Raw genomic sequence first — 15,400 nt, 5'->3', positions numbered from 1 at the left:
TTATTTCAGCCACTCAAAAGTAATATAATGATCCTGGTTCATCCCCAGGTTTTCGTAGGTACGATGAGCCGAGTGATTCGATTTATCAGCATAAAGCCGTATGCCGTGCCATTCGTCTGAACTCAGCACCATACTTTTTATGTGTGCGTACATGCTGCGGTAAACACCTCTTCGCCTGTAGCGTGGCATTACATACACCGATTGGATCCACATGATGGTTCCATTTCGCCAGTCGCTCCATTCGAAGGTGGTGAGCAACGAAGCCACTACTTCTCCATTGATCTCGGTCACAAAATAACTTCCCTTTTTAGAGTCTCTTAAAACAGCTTCCACGCCTTGCTCTACTTTTGACAGTTGAAGCTCAATTCCTTCCGTTTCGTGGGCCATAGCCACTTGAAACTCTACCAGTCTTTCATGGTCGTCGATGGTTGCCAGTCTTACTTTCATAGTTTTTAGTTTTGATGATCTAAAATAGGTATTCCTCGCCAATTCAAACAAGAGACAAGTCATGAAACGCGATTTCTTTCCATTTTCTTCGCTGCGGGACCCGAATTGTTTTTTTGTTTTCAGGATTATTCATTTTTTTACAGAAAAATATTCATGAAAATCATTGTTGCATCCCGGAATCCGGTAAAGATCAATGCCGCCATTGAAGGCTTCGGGTCCTTTTTTGATCCAGTAATTGTGAACGGTGTTTCGGTAGAATCAGGTGTTTCAGACCAACCAATGAGCGATGAAGAAACACTGGAAGGAGCCCGAAACCGGGTTGCCAATGCCCGAAAGCTTTTTCCGGAAGCCGACTTTTGGATTGGTATTGAAGGCGGGCTGCACCGCGAAAAAGAAGGTTTGGTGGCTTTTGCGTGGGTGGTTATTTCCGACGGATCGCAAAAAGGCGAATCGCGAACCACCAGTTTTTTACTCCCTCCCAAAGTTGCTGTCCTGATCGATAACGGCTACGAACTGGGCATTGCCAACGACATGGTTTTTAAACAACACAATTCGAAGCAAAAATCGGGTGCTGTAGGATTACTGACCGGTGATAAAATAGACCGTACGCAATTGTACCGCCAGGCTGTGCAGCTGGCCCTTATTCCTTTTCTGAATAAAGAACTCTATCTGCCTATTTCCCAGTGATGCGGTCCATCACTTCTTCAATCTTGATGCGCTCTTCGGGTAGAAGAACCAACTGAATTTTTTCGTTTTCCAGCTTCTGACTGACCATTGGGCCAACTTCTCCGGTGATAATGGTTGTTACGCCTTGTTCTTTCAGGTATTCTACCAGTTTAACACCTGTATGTTCTGCATCCAGACAAGGATTTTCCTGAATGGAGAAAGTATTTTTTTCAGGATCAAAAATGACAACGTTGAGACATTTTCCAAAACGTAGGTCCAAAAACGATTTTTCGGTTTTACCCGATGAAGTTATAGCAAACAGTTTGCCCATAGTCGAAAATTTTAAGATGTAATAATAACAATTGAAATCGAAAAAGGCTCAATTGAGTGGGGAATTATTCAGTTCTTCCCAGTATTCAACGGCTCTCCGGGTGTGAGGAATGACAATGGTTCCGCCCACCAAGTTGGCAACCCCGAACAGTTCAAAAATTTCTTCGGTGGTAACTCCCTGCTCGTAGCATTTCTCCAGGTGGTATTTAACGCAGTCGTCGCAACGCAGTACCATCGAAGTGGCCAGTCCGAGCATTTCCTTTACTTTCGTACTTAATGCACCTTCCTGGTAGGTAAGTGTGTCGAGGCTGTAAATGCGCTTCATTACTTTATTGTCCGAAGCCAGAATTTTTTCATTCATTTTTGCCCGGTAGGCATTGAATTCATCTACTAATTTCCCCATGGTCTTATTTTGATATATCTCCAATTAACGTAGTTTGTGTGCAATCGTTCACGGTAATTTTAACCAGGTCGCCTTTTTTATAATTGTACCTGGGAAATACCGCTACTTTGTTTTGCGAAGTCCGGCCAAACAGCATTTCGTCTGATTTTTTTGAAGTACCCTCCACCAATACTTCAACGGTTTTGCCAATGTCGGCCCGGTTGTTTTCGATCGATATTTGATTTTGCAAAGCAATCACCTCGTTCAGCCGGCGTGTTTTTACGTCCTCCGGAACATCGTCGTCGAGCCGTTTGGCCGCGTAAGTTCCCGGGCGTTCCGAGTATTTAAACATGAACGAGCTGTCAAAACGAACCTCTTTCATTAATGAAAGTGTTTCCTGGTGATCTTCTTCAGTTTCTCCACAGAACCCGGCAAAGAGGTCGGTGGTTACGCCGCATTCGGGTAGAATTTCGCGTATGGCACTGATGCGCCCCAGGTACCACTCCCGGTCGTATTTGCGGTTCATGGTTTTTAATACATTCGAGCTGCCCGATTGTACCGGCAGATGAATGTGTTTGCAAAGGTTGTCGTGTTTTGCCATTGTTCGCAACACTTTGTCCGACATGTCTTTCGGGTGTGACGTAGTAAAACGGATGCGCATGTTGGGATCCACCTGTGCCACCATGTCGAGCAAGTCCCAGAATTTTACGGGTTTGCGTTCACCTTCGGGCAGCCACATGAACGAATTTACATTTTGCCCGAGCAGGGTTACTTCTTTGTAGTTCTTTTCCGATAAATCGCGGACTTCGTTTAAAATGTCCTGCGGATCACGGCTTCGTTCACGTCCCCTGGTATAGGGAACAATGCAATAGGTACAGAAATTATTGCATCCGCGCATGATGCTTACAAAACCCGAAATGGCTTTGTCGCCAATCCGGACAGGGGTAATCTTGTCGTAGGTTTCAATGGTGGAAAGCTCAACGTTTACCGCTGCCTGTCCGTCGTTAACTTTATCAATTAGATACGGAAGATCCCGGTAGGCATCGGGACCGGCCACCAAATCAGCCGCTTCCTTTTCAATAAACTCGTTGCCAACTCTTTCGGCCATGCAGCCCAAAACCCCTACAACCAGGTTTTTTTTCTTCTTTTTCAGGCTTTTGTAATGCGCCAGTCTTCCCCAGATACGTTGTTCGGCATTGTCGCGTACCGAGCAGGTATTTAAAAAAATTGTATCAGCTTCTTCGGCCGATTCCACCAGTGTGTATTGTTTTTCTTGTAGTATGGCGGCTACTACCTCGCTGTCTGCCACATTCATCTGGCAGCCATACGTTTCAATAAATAATTTTCTCTCTTCCATGATGCGGGCGCAAAGTTATTTTTTATTTGTGAATGAAACGAGCTTGCATCGATTTTTGAATAGCGCATATCTGCGTTTGTGGGCGCTTGTTGGTTGAAAATGAAACCTCTCGACTTGGCATGCGGTAGAATTCAAAATGAGTGTTTGTTGTTTTCCTGTTTGGACGAATGCTGACATTACTATATGATTAAGGGCAATGACTTGATCTTTGATACGTTCTTGTTTTATATGTTTTTGAATTATATTTGCACACTCAATTAAAGGAATAATGAGGATTCTGATTCTCTTTTTGGCTGTTTTCTTTGTTGCGCAGTTTGCTTGTGCTCAGGATTTTGTGGGGGTGAATGCTGTGCCGGATTCAGCCGGTGTTACCATTCTTGACAAGCTGCAGGTAGAGCGTGATCCTGTGTTGGACAAAATGCTGGATTGGCATATTGAAAAGAACCACGAAAAAGAGGGAATGGATGGATTTAGGGTGGAGATTTTCTTTAGTTCAAAAATGGACGCAAAAGAACAAGCGCTGAAAACCAAAGTTGATTTTTTGTCTGAATATCCGGAATATGCGGTGCACATTAAGTTTGTAGCTCCAAATTTTCGGGTTCGGGTAGGCGATTTCAGGACCAAGAACGAAGCTTGGAAGTTGTATAAAAAGATACAAAGGGAATATCCAACCGCCTTTGTTGTTCCGGATGTAATTAATTTTCCATTGTTGAAACCGAATTCAAAATGAGTGATCAGATTAAGCACGAGTGTGGTATTGCATTGATTCGTTTGTTAAAACCACTGTCGTATTATCACAAAAAGTACGGAACCTGGAAGTACGGACTGAACAAGCTGTATCTTCTTATGGAGAAACAACATAACCGAGGTCAGGACGGTGCCGGGCTGGTTTGTGTGAAAAGTGAGATGGCGCCGGGATATCCTTATATCAGCCGGGTGAGATCGGTGGAGCAAAATCCGATTAAGGATATCTTCGAGAAGGTCAACAAACCATTGAAGAAGGCTAAACGACACGATGCTGATATAAATGATCCGGAATGGGCTGCACAAAACTATCCCTTTGCCGGATCACTTTATTTAGGACATTTGCGTTACGGAACTTTTGGCCGTAACAGTATCGAGTTTGCTCATCCGGTTATGCGTCAAAATAACTGGAAATCAAGAAACTTGGTGCTTGCCGGAAACTTCAATCTGACCAATACCGACGAGTTATTTAATGTACTTGTTGATTTGGGGCAGCATCCGAAAGCGTATACCGACACGGTAACTGCGCTCGAAAAAGTAGGGCACTTCCTTGACGAAGAAAACCAGTTGCTTTTCAGAAAATATAAAAACGAAGGATATTCCAATTCCGAGATTTCTCCTCTTATCGAGAAGAACCTCGATATTCAGAATATTCTGGAGCGTGCCTCCAAAGACTGGGACGGTGGTTATGCCATGGCCGGTTTGGTTGGACACGGCGATGCGTTTGTGGTTCGTGACCCTTGGGGGATCAGGCCGGCACATTATTATGCCGACGATGAAATTGTGGTGGTTGCATCAGAGCGCCCGGTGATTCAAACCGTCATGAATGTTCATGCCAACGAGGTAAACGAAATTGCACCCGGCGAAGCGTTGATCATTAAAAACAATGGCGAAGTTCGTCGCGACATGATCAGGGTGCCGCACAAACGGAAATCCTGTTCGTTTGAACGGATTTATTTCTCGCGTGGTAGCGATAAAAGCATTTACCAGGAACGCAAGGAACTGGGCCATTTGTTGACTCCAACCGTGCTGAAGGCAGTGAATTACGATTTTGAGAATACCGTGTTTTCGTATATTCCCAATACCGCTGAAACCGCTTTTTATGGCATGGTGCAGGGGGTTCGGGATTACCTGGTTGACTGGAAGATTGATCAGATTCAGAAAAAGAACGGTTCGCTAAGCGATAAAGATATTAAGCGGATTCTTTCCTTTGAGCCGCGGGTGGAAAAAATTGCCATCAAAGACGTAAAACTTCGGACTTTTATTGCCGATGATGCCAGTCGCGACGACCTGGTAGCACACGTTTACGATGTTACTTACGGTATCATTAAAAACGATGTGGATACGCTGGTGATTATTGACGACTCGATTGTTCGGGGAACCACGTTGAAGAACAGTATCCTGAAAATTCTGGACCGTCTGCATCCGAAAAAGATCATTGTGGTTTCATCTGCACCGCAAATCCGCTATCCCGATTGTTATGGAATCGATATGGCCCGCTTGGACAAGTTCATTGCTTTTAATGCCGCCATCGAGCTGCTGAAAGATCATGGTAAAGAGGGACTGATCCAGGACGTTTACAAGAAATGTAAAGAGCAGGAGAATTTGCCAAAAGAAGAAATGGTGAATTACGTACGCGAAATTTACAAACCGTTTACTCCCGAAGAAATTTCAGCCAAAATTGCGGAGCTGCTAAAACCGGAAGATTGCAAGGCGGAGGTGGAGATTGTATATCAATCGCTGGAAAACCTGCACAAAGCATGTCCGAACGATTTGGGTGACTGGTATTTCTCAGGAAATTACCCAACTCCGGGAGGAAACCGGGTGGTAAACAGTTCGTTTATCAATTTTGTGGAAGGGAAAGACGAGCGGGCTTATTAACAGTCTGCTCTTTTCAATGTTTTCATTTTGATTTTTAGAGTTCGAAGTTGAATCCCCTGCGGAGTAATTCTTCGTATTTGGCGGTGTTGAACTGGTAGTAAAAGGCTCCTTTTTTGGAGGTTTCCTTTTCCTTTTCTTCCAGCTTGTCGAGCAGTCCCATGGTCAGTACTTTGCGTCGGAAGTTACGTTTGTCGAACGGTTTTTGGTAAATGGCTTCGTAAAGACGCTGCAATTGCGGAATGGTAAATTTCTTCGGAAGCAATTCAAATCCGATAGGTTGCGTGCGGGCACGAATTCGCAACTTTCTGAGTGCTGTTGAAACCATGTCGTTGTGGTCAAAAATCAACTCGGGCAACTCGGACAAAGGTATCCAGGATGCACCGTTCTTTTTAACCAGCTCTTTGTCGTATTCGTTAATTTTTATCAGCGAAAAATAGGCCACCGAAATAATTCTGCCCCCCGGATCGCGGCGGGGATCACCAAAAGCATAGAGTTGTTCCATGTAAACATTCTCCAGCCCGGTGAGTTTCTGGACAATCCGCTGTGCTGCTTCATCCAGGCTTTCTTCGGGAGTAACAAAACCTCCCATCAGCGACCATTCTCCCTTGGCGGGTTCAAAATTTCTTTTCAGAAGCAAGAGCTTCAATTCGTAGTCGTTTTCATTGAATCCGAAAATAATCGAGTCAACGGCTACAAGCGTTCGGTGTTCTTGCTGATAGAAATCCATGTTGTTATTTTGGTGTGGGAAATTCGTCGTTTTCCTTGTCTTTGATGTAGGTTTCGATGTGTCGGTCAACCTTGGCATCGTAGATATCTTTTATGGTAACAATGATTCCGGTTTCCAGGACGTTCCCAAATTTCTCGTTTTTGATGGTGCCAAATGTTTTCATGGACGGCGACAAATTCATGTAAGCGTTTACCAGTGGAGGGATGTTCTCTCCGAATTGACGAACGCCTTGCACCAGTATTTTGTAGTCTTCGTTGTAGTTACTGCCTACAAACAATTTTTGCATGGCCGGAATGTCGATGTCAAATTCCACCGGATTCTTCGGATACACCAGGTTTTCCTTGTCGCGGAAATATTTTTTGAAGAAATACTGGATAAGGTTACGCGCTTCGTTGTGGAAGTGTTCGTACATCGTGATTTTTCCAAAAAAGTACTTTATTTCCGGATGGTCGACAGTGAGTGCTCCAAGTCCGTCCCAAAGATTATCGAGCGCAAAAAGAGCTTTTGCCCCTGCTTTGCTCGACTGGTAAGCCGGTTGAACAAACGAACGCCCCAGTTCCAGTGTATAGGGGAGGTAGTTGTCAACAAATTCTTTGGAGAAGTGAAATACCCTGGATGTTGCCATTAGTACTTCGTCCTTTTCATTGCGTGGAGCATCGGCACAGATCATGTAGCGATAGCCGCCTAAGACCTCCTGCGCATCAGGGTCCCACACCAAAAGCTGTTTGTATGGTTTTTCCTGTGTGTCGTAATTGTCGATGTCGGTTTCTTTTCCTGTTCCTCCTCCTGCATCCCTGAATGTTATCTCGCGTAACCGCCCTAATTCTTGCATGGTTGCGGGAGAATCATGTGCGGTTATAACGTAGATCTCATTTCCTCCCTTGTTTGTTTTCCTTAGAAGTTTATCCGGCGTGAGCTCCGCAATAAGCTCTTCTTTGGATACAGGTGCTATAATTTCCTTCATCTGTTACTTTGTTAGTTTTTTTCTAATCCCATCTGGACAAAAAGTTATTCAATCCAAACTTGTTTACGGTCTTTTAGAAAAATGGATTACAAAATTAAAAAAATCCGTCGAAGCAAGACATTTTCTTATTATTTAATTAATGCCGGCTTTCGGTTGCCGGTAATTGATAGACTTGTTGTTTAACCCATTCTGCCCAGTCTTTGTGGTTTTTGGTTGAGTCGAAGGTTGAATAAGGGATTGGTTTCCCGAAATATAAATGAACATCGGTATTTCGGTGACGGTACGTTTCGTCGGGGAGAAAGAACATCTCCAGGTTCCATTTTATTTTGAAAAACTTTCTGAGTTTGGCAATGCGGTAGAAGCGGTTGGTGTTTTTTCCACTGATAAATACCGGAATAATGTCCCGTTTGTGTCTGATCGCCTTTGCAATAAAATGCTTTTTCCACTCCAAATCCACAATCTTCCCTTTAATTTTTCTGGATGCCAGACCGGAGGGGAAGATTAAAACCTGGTCGTCGGATTCGTAAACACCCGAGAGCATTTTGGCTGCTTCCCGCGCATGGCCGCCGTGCTTGTTTACCGGAACAAAAACGGGGCTGAGCTGTGGAATATTCAGTAAAATATCGTTGGAGAGGAACTTGAAGCTTCCGAGTCTTTTTTCTACGTTTTTCATTAGCAGCATGCCGTCGAATCCTCCCAGCGGGTGATTGCTGGCGAAGATAAATTTACCTTCGGAAGGGATGTTTTCCGCACCATGTAGATGCTCGCGTACATTGAACTCTTCCACTACCTTGTCTACAAACTCAATTCCTTTGAGTTGTCCGTATTTCTGCAATAAATTATTGATGAAATCGATGTGCAGGATCCGGTTGAGATAAGCGTAGCCAAATCCCGGAATAAATCGGGCGATGCGTTCGTTCTTCTCCCGGAATACTTCTCTGATGTTGATGGGTTTAATGGGTGTATTGCCTGCTGTGTCAGCCATCATTGTGTTGTTTAATCAGCATTAAAAAAAAAAGTAGGCCATTCGTAAAAAATCGGAAAACGGCCAGTGATCTTGTCGGGACAAAATTAACAATTCTACCGTCAATTGGTTGAGGTAATCTTATTTGGTTGGTTAAGAGGATGCTAAGGCGGTTTTGTAGAGTTATTAACGCCTGTTTATTATTTTGGGGGTGTTTTGTAAGTTTCATTGAATCAGTGAGAATGAGAAATATTTCAACGGACGAATGCGGGTTATTAACAGGTTAGTAAGGCGTTATTAACAAAGTTGGCTAAAATGGGTGTGGAATGAAATGGAATAATATGGCATGATTTGGAATAAAATTGTATTTTTACGCTTAATAAAAGTGGAACCTCGTTTATGGCAACTTTCGCTGGACAATACAACGCAACTATCGACGATAAAGGCAGGGTGGTATTGCCCTCGGCCTTTAAAAAGGCGATGGGTGAGATGCAGCTTGAGTTTGTCGTGGTGGAAAAAAACCGCCGGAGTAAATGCTTGGATATCCACACGGTTGACACCTGGGAAAGAGGTGTTGAGAAATTCAGGGCAAAGCTTAGCCCGGAGACCAACCCGATGCACGACAAGTTGCTTCAGCTTTACTTTCAGAATTTTGTGCATGTGGGAGTTGCTGCAAATGGCAGGATCAATATCCCGAATGAGTTTCTCGAGTATGCCGGACTGAAAGACAAAGTGTCTTTCCTTGGCATGCAGACTTCCATTCGTTTAAGTACTGCGGTTAGCGCTCAGGAGAGCGTTTCGGATGAGGATTACCTGGATATGTTGAAAATGATTGATGGACAAAACGCGTAAGGTTAAGATGACAAACGTTTATCACATACCGGTTTTGGCAAGGGAAAGTATCGAGGCGATGAACCTCGGCCCGGGGAGCTGTGTGGTCGATGCCACCTTTGGCGGCGGCGGTCACTCCCGGCTCATTCTTGATCAGTTAAATAACGGGAGGCTGTTTGCCTTCGATCAGGATGAAGATGCTGCCGGGAATGCCATAGAGGATGACCGGCTTTTTTTTATCCGGCATAATTTCAAATATGTTAAAAATTTCCTGCGGCATTACGACGTGGAGGAAGTAGACGTGATGTTTGCCGACCTGGGCGTTTCGTCGCACGATTTTGATGTTCCCGAGAGAGGCTTTTCGTTTCGCTTCGACGGAGCGCTGGACATGCGTATGAACCGCGAAGCGCAAACCGATGCCGCTACCATTATTAATGAATATTCGGAGGCGCAGTTACAACAGCTTTTTTCGCTCTATGGCGAAATAAAAAATGCGCGGCGACTGGCTTCCGAGGTTGTAAAGGCGCGCGTGCAAAAACGCATCGATACAACTACCCGCTTAAAAGAGATTGCGGCTGCGTGTGCGCCGAGGGCAATCGAGAATAAATACCTGGCGCAGGTTTTTCAGGCATTGCGCATTGAGGTGAACGAGGAGATGGAGGCACTGAAGGAATTTCTGGAAGCCAGCCTGGATTTGCTCAAACCCGGTGGGCGTTTGGTGATCATTACTTACCACAGTCTGGAAGACCGTCTGTGTAAAAATTTTATAAAGACCGGGAATTTTGAAGGGAAAGTGGAGAAGGATTTTTACGGGAATGTTCAAACGCCTTTTGTGGCAGTGAACCGCAAGGTGATAACTCCGGGAGAAGAGGAACTGGCGGCGAATCCGCGTTCGAGAAGTGCAAAATTAAGAATAGCAGAAAGGGTGTAAAATGGCAGGAGAGAGCACGGGGAAAAAGAAGAAGACGGGAATGAAGTCGTTCATTGGAGGAACGATCCTGACCGATGAACGGATTTCGCGACAATTCCCTTTTGTGGTGATGCTTGCCATGTTTGGGCTGGCCCTGATTATGAACCGTAACTGGTCGGAAAAAACAATCCGGCAAATCGGGGATATGCAAAAAGAATTGGAGGCGCTTCGTTCGGAGCATGCTACCATTTCAGCAAGATTAATGGATGCAAGCCGCCCTTCGGAGGTGGCAAAAAAAGTAAACGAGGCTGGCATTGGTTTAAAAGAACCGGTAAAGCCGCCCAGAAAACTGACAGTAGAGGATAATTGATAGATGGGGATCCGAAAAACCATATTAACACGTTTTGCGCTGGTGTATTTTGTGCTCCTGCTGTTTACCCTGATAGTGATCGGGAAGTTGTTTTCGGTGCAACGCATTAAAAACGACCGTTGGGAGCAGATCGAGGAAAACCTCAGCAAAAACACCGTTGTGGTAGAGCCTACTCGCGGAAACATTTGTGCCGAAGATGGCAGTGTGCTGGCAACTTCGGTACCTGGTTATTTTGTGCGTATTGATTTGGCAGCCGATGGTGTGAAAAAGGTATTTAATAATGAGTGCGACTCGCTGGCCTGGCACTTGTCACGCTTTTTTAAGGATGCTTCTCAAAACGAGTACCTGCGCAAATTAAAAGGAGCTTACAAGGCGGGCAACCGTGGTTTTCTGATCACATCGCGGAAAATTGATTACCTCGAACTGCAGCAGTTAAAGAAATTCCCGATCCTGCGTCGCGGACGTTACGGTGGCGGTATGATTGTGGAGCAGGAGAACAAGCGTGTGAATCCGCTGGGGTCTTTGGCGCTGCGTACCATCGGGAGTTTAAATAAAGGAGAATACGAAGAAATTAACGGGCCGATCGGTTATACCGGTTTGGAGCGTGCCTATGAATCATATCTGAAAGGACAGGACGGAGTAAGCTACCGTCAAAACCTTTCGGGGCGCTGGGTGATTCGCACCGAAATTGAACCTCAGGACGGAATGGATGTGGTCACAACGCTGAATGTAAAACTTCAGGACATTGTTGAGAGTGCCCTTTACAACCAGTTGCTGGAATCGAACGCCGACTGGGCTACGGCTATTCTGATGGAGGTGAAAACCGGAGAACTGAAGGCGATAGCTAACTTGGGAAAAGGCGAAAGCGGTTATTACGAAAAAGATAATTACGCCTTGGGGCACAGGGGCTGTTTTGAGCCGGGATCTTCTTTTAAGCTTGTTTCGCTGATGGCTGCCCTGGAAGACGGAGTGGTGGATACCAGCGATGTGGTGGATACCGGGAACGGCTCGTGGGCAAACAATGGCCGCGTGATCAGGGATACCCACGGTTATGGAAAACTGACGGTGAAACAGGTGTTTGAGAAATCATCCAACATAGGCACTGCTAAAATCATTACCGATCATTACGCAAAGAATCCTAAAAAATACGTGGACCGGGTTTACGGTTTTGGGGTGAACAAAGCCCTGGGGATTGAAATTGAAGGAGAAGGCCGCCCGTATTTTAAATACCCGGGCGATGCCGATTGGTGGGGAACTACGCTGGCGGGTATGTCGTACGGTTACGAAACCAAAATGACGCCGCTTCAAATCCTGACTTTTTACAATGCCGTGGCCAATGGTGGTAAAATGGTAAAACCTCGAATGGTAAAAGAAATTCGCGACAATGGAATTCTGGTGAAACGTTTTGATCCTGAGGTGCTGAACCCCATGATTGCTTCGCGCGAAACCATCGGGAAGGCGCAAGATATGTTGGAGGGAGTTTGTGAGCGTGGAACCGGGACGTCTATCCAGGGAAAATATTTTAAGGTAGCCGGGAAAACGGGAACAGCCCGTGTGGCGACCAGCAGTTCAGGTTATAGCAAAGGAATGTACCTGGCTTCGTTTACCGGATATTTTCCGGCAGATAATCCGCAGTATTCCCTGATTGTCACCTTTAATAATCCGCGAGGATCGTACTATGGCGGGTCGGTGGCCGGTCCTGTATTTAAAGAAATTTCAGAAAAAGTATATGCAAGCCAGATTTTGGCCAGCCTGGAAGATGAGCAGGAAGAGGACCGGGGTCGTAACCTGAAAATCGCCAAAGGAAATACCGAAGATATTTTGGAAGTGGCCGACGAGCTGGACCTCGAAAATGTGAAGGGAAAACCTGAATCTCCGCTCGCAAATGTGGAAGAGAACGACAATCAATTGCTGGTTACCGGCACTGAGTTTCAGCAGGGACTGGTTCCGGACGTTCGCGGAATGGGCGCCAGCGATGCCATTTTTTTGCTTGAAAATGCAGGTTTGAAAGTAAAGATAAACGGAGTCGGAAAAGTAAAAACACAATCGTTAAGAGCAGGGGCAAAATGCAGTCCCGGGCAAACGATTTACATAGCACTGGGATAATATGAAGTTACATCAACTGGTCGAAAAAATAGAAGTTAAGGAGCTCGTTGGCGATCCTGCCGGTGAGGTGAAGGGGATTGCTTTCGACTCACGAAAAGTGCAGGACGGATTTGTATTCGTGGCACAGCGTGGAGTACATGTGGATGGACACCAATTTATAGGCAAGGCAATTGCCGGCGGAGCGTCGGTGGTGGTTTGTGAAGAACTGCCGGGCGAGCTGCCTAAAAATGTGAGCTTTGTTAAAGTGGCGGACGCAAATGCGGTGCTGGGGCAACTGGCTTCGGCATTTTACAATTACCCATCGGCGAAAATGAAGGTGGTGGGCGTAACCGGTACCAACGGTAAAACCAGCATTGCCACCTTGTTGCATCGTTTATTCCGCATGCAAGGCTACAATGTTGGGCTGATTTCTACCATTACTTATAAAATCAACGAAACCGAGGAAGTGGCTTCGCATACCACGCCCGATGCGTTGAAAATACAGCAACTGATGGCCGAGATGGCTGCTGAAGGTTGCGAATACTGTTTTATGGAAGTGAGTTCGCATGCAATTCACCAGGAGCGGATTTCCGGGATTGAATTTGCAGGCGGGATTTTTACGAATATCACGCACGATCACCTGGATTACCACAAAACGTTCGCGGAATACATCAAGGCGAAAAAGGCTTTTTTTGACGGACTGCCTGCTTCGGCATTCGCGCTTACCAACGTGGACGATAAAAATGGTTTGGTGATGTTGCAAAATACCAAAGCACAAAAGCTGACCTATTCCAATCGCTCGATGGCGGATTACCGCTGCAAAGTGCTCGAAAGTCATTTCGACGGGATGCTGCTAAACCTCGATGGTCAGGAAATATGGACCCGCTTTGTGGGTTTGTTTAATGCTTCCAATTTGTTGGCTGTCTATGCAACCGCTATTCAGCTGGGGCAGAACCGCGATGAGGTGTTGGCGCACATCAGCAACCTGCAATCGGTACAGGGGCGTTTCGAAACCATTCGCAGTCTCGATGGTAAATACGCCATTGTGGATTATGCACACACGCCCGACGCGCTGAAAAATGTACTCGGGGCTATTTCAGAAATAAGAACAAGAAACGAGCAGGTAATTACCGTAGTTGGTGCCGGTGGCGACCGCGACAAAACCAAACGCCCCGAAATGGCGCACGAAGCCTTGTTGGCCAGCGATAAGGTGATTCTGACATCGGATAACCCACGGACCGAAGACCCGGCAGCCATTATTAAAGACATGGAAGCCGGTGTTGACCCGCAATACAAAAACAAGGTGGTTTCGATCGAAAGTCGTAGGGATGCCATAAAGACAGCAGTTCTGATGGCGCAGCCCGGGGATATTATTCTGATTGCCGGAAAAGGGCACGAGAATTACCAGGAAGTAAACGGGGTGAAGCATCATTTTGATGACAGGGAAGAAGTAAGGAAATGTTTCGGATTGGACGATTAAATACAGAGATATGTTGTACTGGTTATATGAAATACTAAAAAGTTATGATATTCCGGGAGCAGGGATGATCCCCGGCATCTCTTTCCGCTCGGCGGCAGCCATTATTTTGTCGTTGTTTATTACCACCGTATTTGGGAAGAAACTGATCCGGATTCTGCAGCGCAAGCAAATTGGCGACGAAGTGCGTGATTTGGGGCTCGAAGGTCAGATGCAAAAACAAGGTACGCCCACCATGGGTGGTATTATTATTCTGATGGCAATCATCATCCCTACTTTGTTGTTTGCCCGCCTCGATAATGTGTACATTCTTTTAATGCTGATCACCACGGCTTTTTTAGGATTGATCGGTTTTATCGACGACTATATCAAGGTTTTCAAAAAGAACAAACAAGGGTTGGCCGGGCGTTTTAAGATTCTGGGACAGGTGAGTTTGGGACTTTTTGTGGTGGCCACACTTTTTATCAGCGACGATGTAAAAGTGCGGGAACACGTTCGCGACGAGAACGGAAAATACCTGACCATGCAAACCAACGACCCGGTGACGGGGGAGGTGCAGGAAGTTTTTGTAACCGAAGAAGTTAAATCGACCAAAACAACCATTCCGTTTATCAAAAAGAACGAGTTTGATTATGCGTGGCTGGTGGCTTTTGCCGGAGATGCCGCCCGCTGGCTGAAATGGGTGATTTATGCCATTGCCATTATTCTGATTATCACAGCCGTTTCGAATGCAGCCAACCTAACCGACGGTATCGACGGACTGGCCACCGGAACCTCTGCCATTAGCGGGGCAACGTTGGGTATTCTGGCCTATGTTAGTGGTAACATCATTTATGCCGACTACCTGAACATCATGTACATCCCCAACATTGGTGAGCTTACCATTTTTATAGCCGCTTTTATCGGGGCAACCGTTGGGTTTTTGTGGTACAACTCGTACCCGGCGCAGGTATTTATGGGCGACACCGGAAGTCTGGCACTGGGCGGAATTCTGGCGGTTTTTGCCATCATCATACGTAAAGAGATTCTGATACCGCTGCTTTGCGGCATTTTCCTGGTCGAAAACCTTTCGGTGATCATACAGGTGACCTGGTTTAAATACACCAAACGCAAATATGGCAAAGGACGGCGTGTATTTCTGATGAGCCCGATTCATCATCATTTTCAGAAAAAAGGATTTCCCGAACCCAAGATCGTAACGCGTTTCTGGATCGTAGGAATTATCCTGGCAGTGGTAACAGTGGCAACATTAAAAATGAGGTAAG

General features: G+C 45.7%; 16 protein-coding genes. 9 read left to right on the top strand and 7 right to left on the bottom strand.

Translation table 11 applies throughout. The features are described from left to right. Positions 1-447, bottom strand: a complete 447-nt coding sequence (locus INQ51_RS03120) for a GNAT family N-acetyltransferase (protein WP_233376434.1) — start codon at positions 445-447, stop codon at positions 1-3. Between the two features lie 153 nt (positions 448-600). On the opposite strand from INQ51_RS03120, the gene yjjX reads away from it, so the two are divergent. Beyond that, positions 601-1,134, top strand: a complete 534-nt coding sequence (gene yjjX, locus INQ51_RS03115) for an inosine/xanthosine triphosphatase (RefSeq protein ID WP_233376433.1) — start codon at positions 601-603, stop codon at positions 1,132-1,134. Here yjjX and INQ51_RS03110 read toward each other — a convergent pair. The 3 genes from INQ51_RS03110 to miaB are packed head-to-tail and all read right to left on the bottom strand — an operon-like array spanning position 1,121 to position 3,182. Further along, on the bottom strand, positions 1,121-1,444 hold the full coding sequence (locus INQ51_RS03110; RefSeq protein WP_119436955.1) for a NifB/NifX family molybdenum-iron cluster-binding protein: 324 nt from the start codon (positions 1,442-1,444) through the stop codon (positions 1,121-1,123). The two genes, yjjX and INQ51_RS03110, sit on opposite strands and share 14 nt — an antisense overlap. Positions 1,445-1,492: 48 nt before the next feature. After that, positions 1,493-1,846 carry a carboxymuconolactone decarboxylase family protein gene (locus INQ51_RS03105; RefSeq protein WP_119436954.1) on the bottom strand — a complete coding sequence of 118 codons (354 nt, stop codon included), beginning with the start codon at positions 1,844-1,846 and terminating at the stop codon, positions 1,493-1,495. Between the two features lie 4 nt (positions 1,847-1,850). After that, positions 1,851-3,182, bottom strand: a complete 1,332-nt coding sequence (gene miaB / locus INQ51_RS03100; RefSeq protein ID WP_233376432.1) for a tRNA (N6-isopentenyl adenosine(37)-C2)-methylthiotransferase MiaB — start codon at positions 3,180-3,182, stop codon at positions 1,851-1,853. A gap of 268 nt (positions 3,183-3,450) precedes the next feature. Between miaB and INQ51_RS03095 the strand changes: the two genes are divergently transcribed. Both INQ51_RS03095 and INQ51_RS03090 read left to right on the top strand, forming a co-directional pair. Beyond that, positions 3,451-3,912 (top strand): SPOR domain-containing protein, encoded by a 462-nt coding sequence (locus INQ51_RS03095; protein ID WP_233376431.1) that lies wholly within the window; start codon positions 3,451-3,453, stop codon positions 3,910-3,912. Further along, a complete protein-coding gene (locus tag INQ51_RS03090) occupies positions 3,909-5,807 on the top strand; it encodes an amidophosphoribosyltransferase (protein ID WP_233376430.1) in 1,899 nt (632 codons plus the stop codon). The genes INQ51_RS03095 and INQ51_RS03090 overlap by 4 nt, the downstream gene beginning before the upstream one ends. Positions 5,808-5,841: 34 nt before the next feature. Here the strand turns inward: INQ51_RS03090 and INQ51_RS03085 are convergent, their stop codons facing one another. The 3 genes from INQ51_RS03085 to INQ51_RS03075 all read right to left on the bottom strand — a co-directional run bounded on the left by INQ51_RS03085 (position 5,842) and on the right by INQ51_RS03075 (position 8,483). After that, positions 5,842-6,534, bottom strand: a complete 693-nt coding sequence (locus INQ51_RS03085; RefSeq protein ID WP_233376429.1) for an NUDIX hydrolase — start codon at positions 6,532-6,534, stop codon at positions 5,842-5,844. A gap of 4 nt (positions 6,535-6,538) precedes the next feature. Further along, on the bottom strand, positions 6,539-7,498 hold the full coding sequence (locus tag INQ51_RS03080) for a GNAT family N-acetyltransferase (RefSeq protein WP_233376428.1): 960 nt from the start codon (positions 7,496-7,498) through the stop codon (positions 6,539-6,541). A gap of 136 nt (positions 7,499-7,634) precedes the next feature. Further along, on the bottom strand, positions 7,635-8,483 hold the full coding sequence (locus INQ51_RS03075; protein WP_233376427.1) for a 1-acyl-sn-glycerol-3-phosphate acyltransferase: 849 nt from the start codon (positions 8,481-8,483) through the stop codon (positions 7,635-7,637). Positions 8,484-8,861: 378 nt separating this feature from the next. Here INQ51_RS03075 and INQ51_RS03070 point away from each other — a divergent pair, with 378 nt between their 5' ends. Genes INQ51_RS03070 through mraY form a run of 6 tightly spaced genes read left to right on the top strand, consistent with a single transcriptional unit; the run spans position 8,862 to position 15,399 of the window. Then, positions 8,862-9,314, top strand: coding sequence for a division/cell wall cluster transcriptional repressor MraZ (locus tag INQ51_RS03070; protein WP_233376426.1), 453 nt, complete (start codon positions 8,862-8,864; stop codon positions 9,312-9,314). A 7-nt stretch (positions 9,315-9,321) separates the two neighbouring features. Beyond that, the gene (rsmH, locus tag INQ51_RS03065; RefSeq protein ID WP_233376425.1) at positions 9,322-10,224 is read left to right on the top strand and encodes a 16S rRNA (cytosine(1402)-N(4))-methyltransferase RsmH; all 903 of its coding nucleotides are present in this window, start codon (positions 9,322-9,324) and stop codon (positions 10,222-10,224) included. Between the two features lies 1 nt (position 10,225). Beyond that, positions 10,226-10,573, top strand: a complete 348-nt coding sequence (locus tag INQ51_RS03060; RefSeq protein WP_233376424.1) for an FtsL-like putative cell division protein — start codon at positions 10,226-10,228, stop codon at positions 10,571-10,573. 3 nt (positions 10,574-10,576) lie between these two features. Then, positions 10,577-12,679, top strand: a complete 2,103-nt coding sequence (locus INQ51_RS03055) for a penicillin-binding protein (protein WP_233376423.1) — start codon at positions 10,577-10,579, stop codon at positions 12,677-12,679. Position 12,680: 1 nt separating this feature from the next. Next, complete coding sequence (locus tag INQ51_RS03050) at positions 12,681-14,138, top strand: UDP-N-acetylmuramoyl-L-alanyl-D-glutamate--2,6-diaminopimelate ligase (protein ID WP_233376422.1); 1,458 nt, start codon at positions 12,681-12,683, stop codon at positions 14,136-14,138. Between the two features lie 10 nt (positions 14,139-14,148). Beyond that, the gene (gene mraY, locus INQ51_RS03045) at positions 14,149-15,399 is read left to right on the top strand and encodes a phospho-N-acetylmuramoyl-pentapeptide-transferase (RefSeq protein ID WP_233376421.1); all 1,251 of its coding nucleotides are present in this window, start codon (positions 14,149-14,151) and stop codon (positions 15,397-15,399) included. Position 15,400 lies beyond the last annotated feature (1 nt).

Source organism: Maribellus sp. CM-23, assembly GCF_021354595.1.
Classification (GTDB): domain Bacteria; phylum Bacteroidota; class Bacteroidia; order Bacteroidales; family Prolixibacteraceae; genus Draconibacterium.
Note: the sequence above shows the minus strand (reverse complement) of the source record. Positions and strands in the feature narration are given on the sequence as shown.

Coding starts and splice junctions, on each gene's coding strand:
- INQ51_RS03120 (WP_233376434.1), bottom strand. CDS start 447: ATGAAAGTAAGACTGGCAACCATCGACGACCATGAAAGACTGGTAGAG.
- INQ51_RS03050 (WP_233376422.1), top strand. CDS start 12,681: ATGAAGTTACATCAACTGGTCGAAAAAATAGAAGTTAAGGAGCTCGTT.
- INQ51_RS03090 (WP_233376430.1), top strand. CDS start 3,909: ATGAGTGATCAGATTAAGCACGAGTGTGGTATTGCATTGATTCGTTTG.
- INQ51_RS03085 (WP_233376429.1), bottom strand. CDS start 6,534: ATGGATTTCTATCAGCAAGAACACCGAACGCTTGTAGCCGTTGACTCG.
- yjjX (WP_233376433.1), top strand. CDS start 601: ATGAAAATCATTGTTGCATCCCGGAATCCGGTAAAGATCAATGCCGCC.
- INQ51_RS03060 (WP_233376424.1), top strand. CDS start 10,226: ATGGCAGGAGAGAGCACGGGGAAAAAGAAGAAGACGGGAATGAAGTCG.
- miaB (WP_233376432.1), bottom strand. CDS start 3,182: ATGGAAGAGAGAAAATTATTTATTGAAACGTATGGCTGCCAGATGAAT.
- INQ51_RS03055 (WP_233376423.1), top strand. CDS start 10,577: ATGGGGATCCGAAAAACCATATTAACACGTTTTGCGCTGGTGTATTTT.
- INQ51_RS03075 (WP_233376427.1), bottom strand. CDS start 8,483: ATGGCTGACACAGCAGGCAATACACCCATTAAACCCATCAACATCAGA.
- INQ51_RS03110 (WP_119436955.1), bottom strand. CDS start 1,444: ATGGGCAAACTGTTTGCTATAACTTCATCGGGTAAAACCGAAAAATCG.
- INQ51_RS03070 (WP_233376426.1), top strand. CDS start 8,862: ATGGCAACTTTCGCTGGACAATACAACGCAACTATCGACGATAAAGGC.
- rsmH (WP_233376425.1), top strand. CDS start 9,322: ATGACAAACGTTTATCACATACCGGTTTTGGCAAGGGAAAGTATCGAG.
- INQ51_RS03080 (WP_233376428.1), bottom strand. CDS start 7,498: ATGAAGGAAATTATAGCACCTGTATCCAAAGAAGAGCTTATTGCGGAG.
- mraY (WP_233376421.1), top strand. CDS start 14,149: ATGTTGTACTGGTTATATGAAATACTAAAAAGTTATGATATTCCGGGA.
- INQ51_RS03095 (WP_233376431.1), top strand. CDS start 3,451: ATGAGGATTCTGATTCTCTTTTTGGCTGTTTTCTTTGTTGCGCAGTTT.
- INQ51_RS03105 (WP_119436954.1), bottom strand. CDS start 1,846: ATGGGGAAATTAGTAGATGAATTCAATGCCTACCGGGCAAAAATGAAT.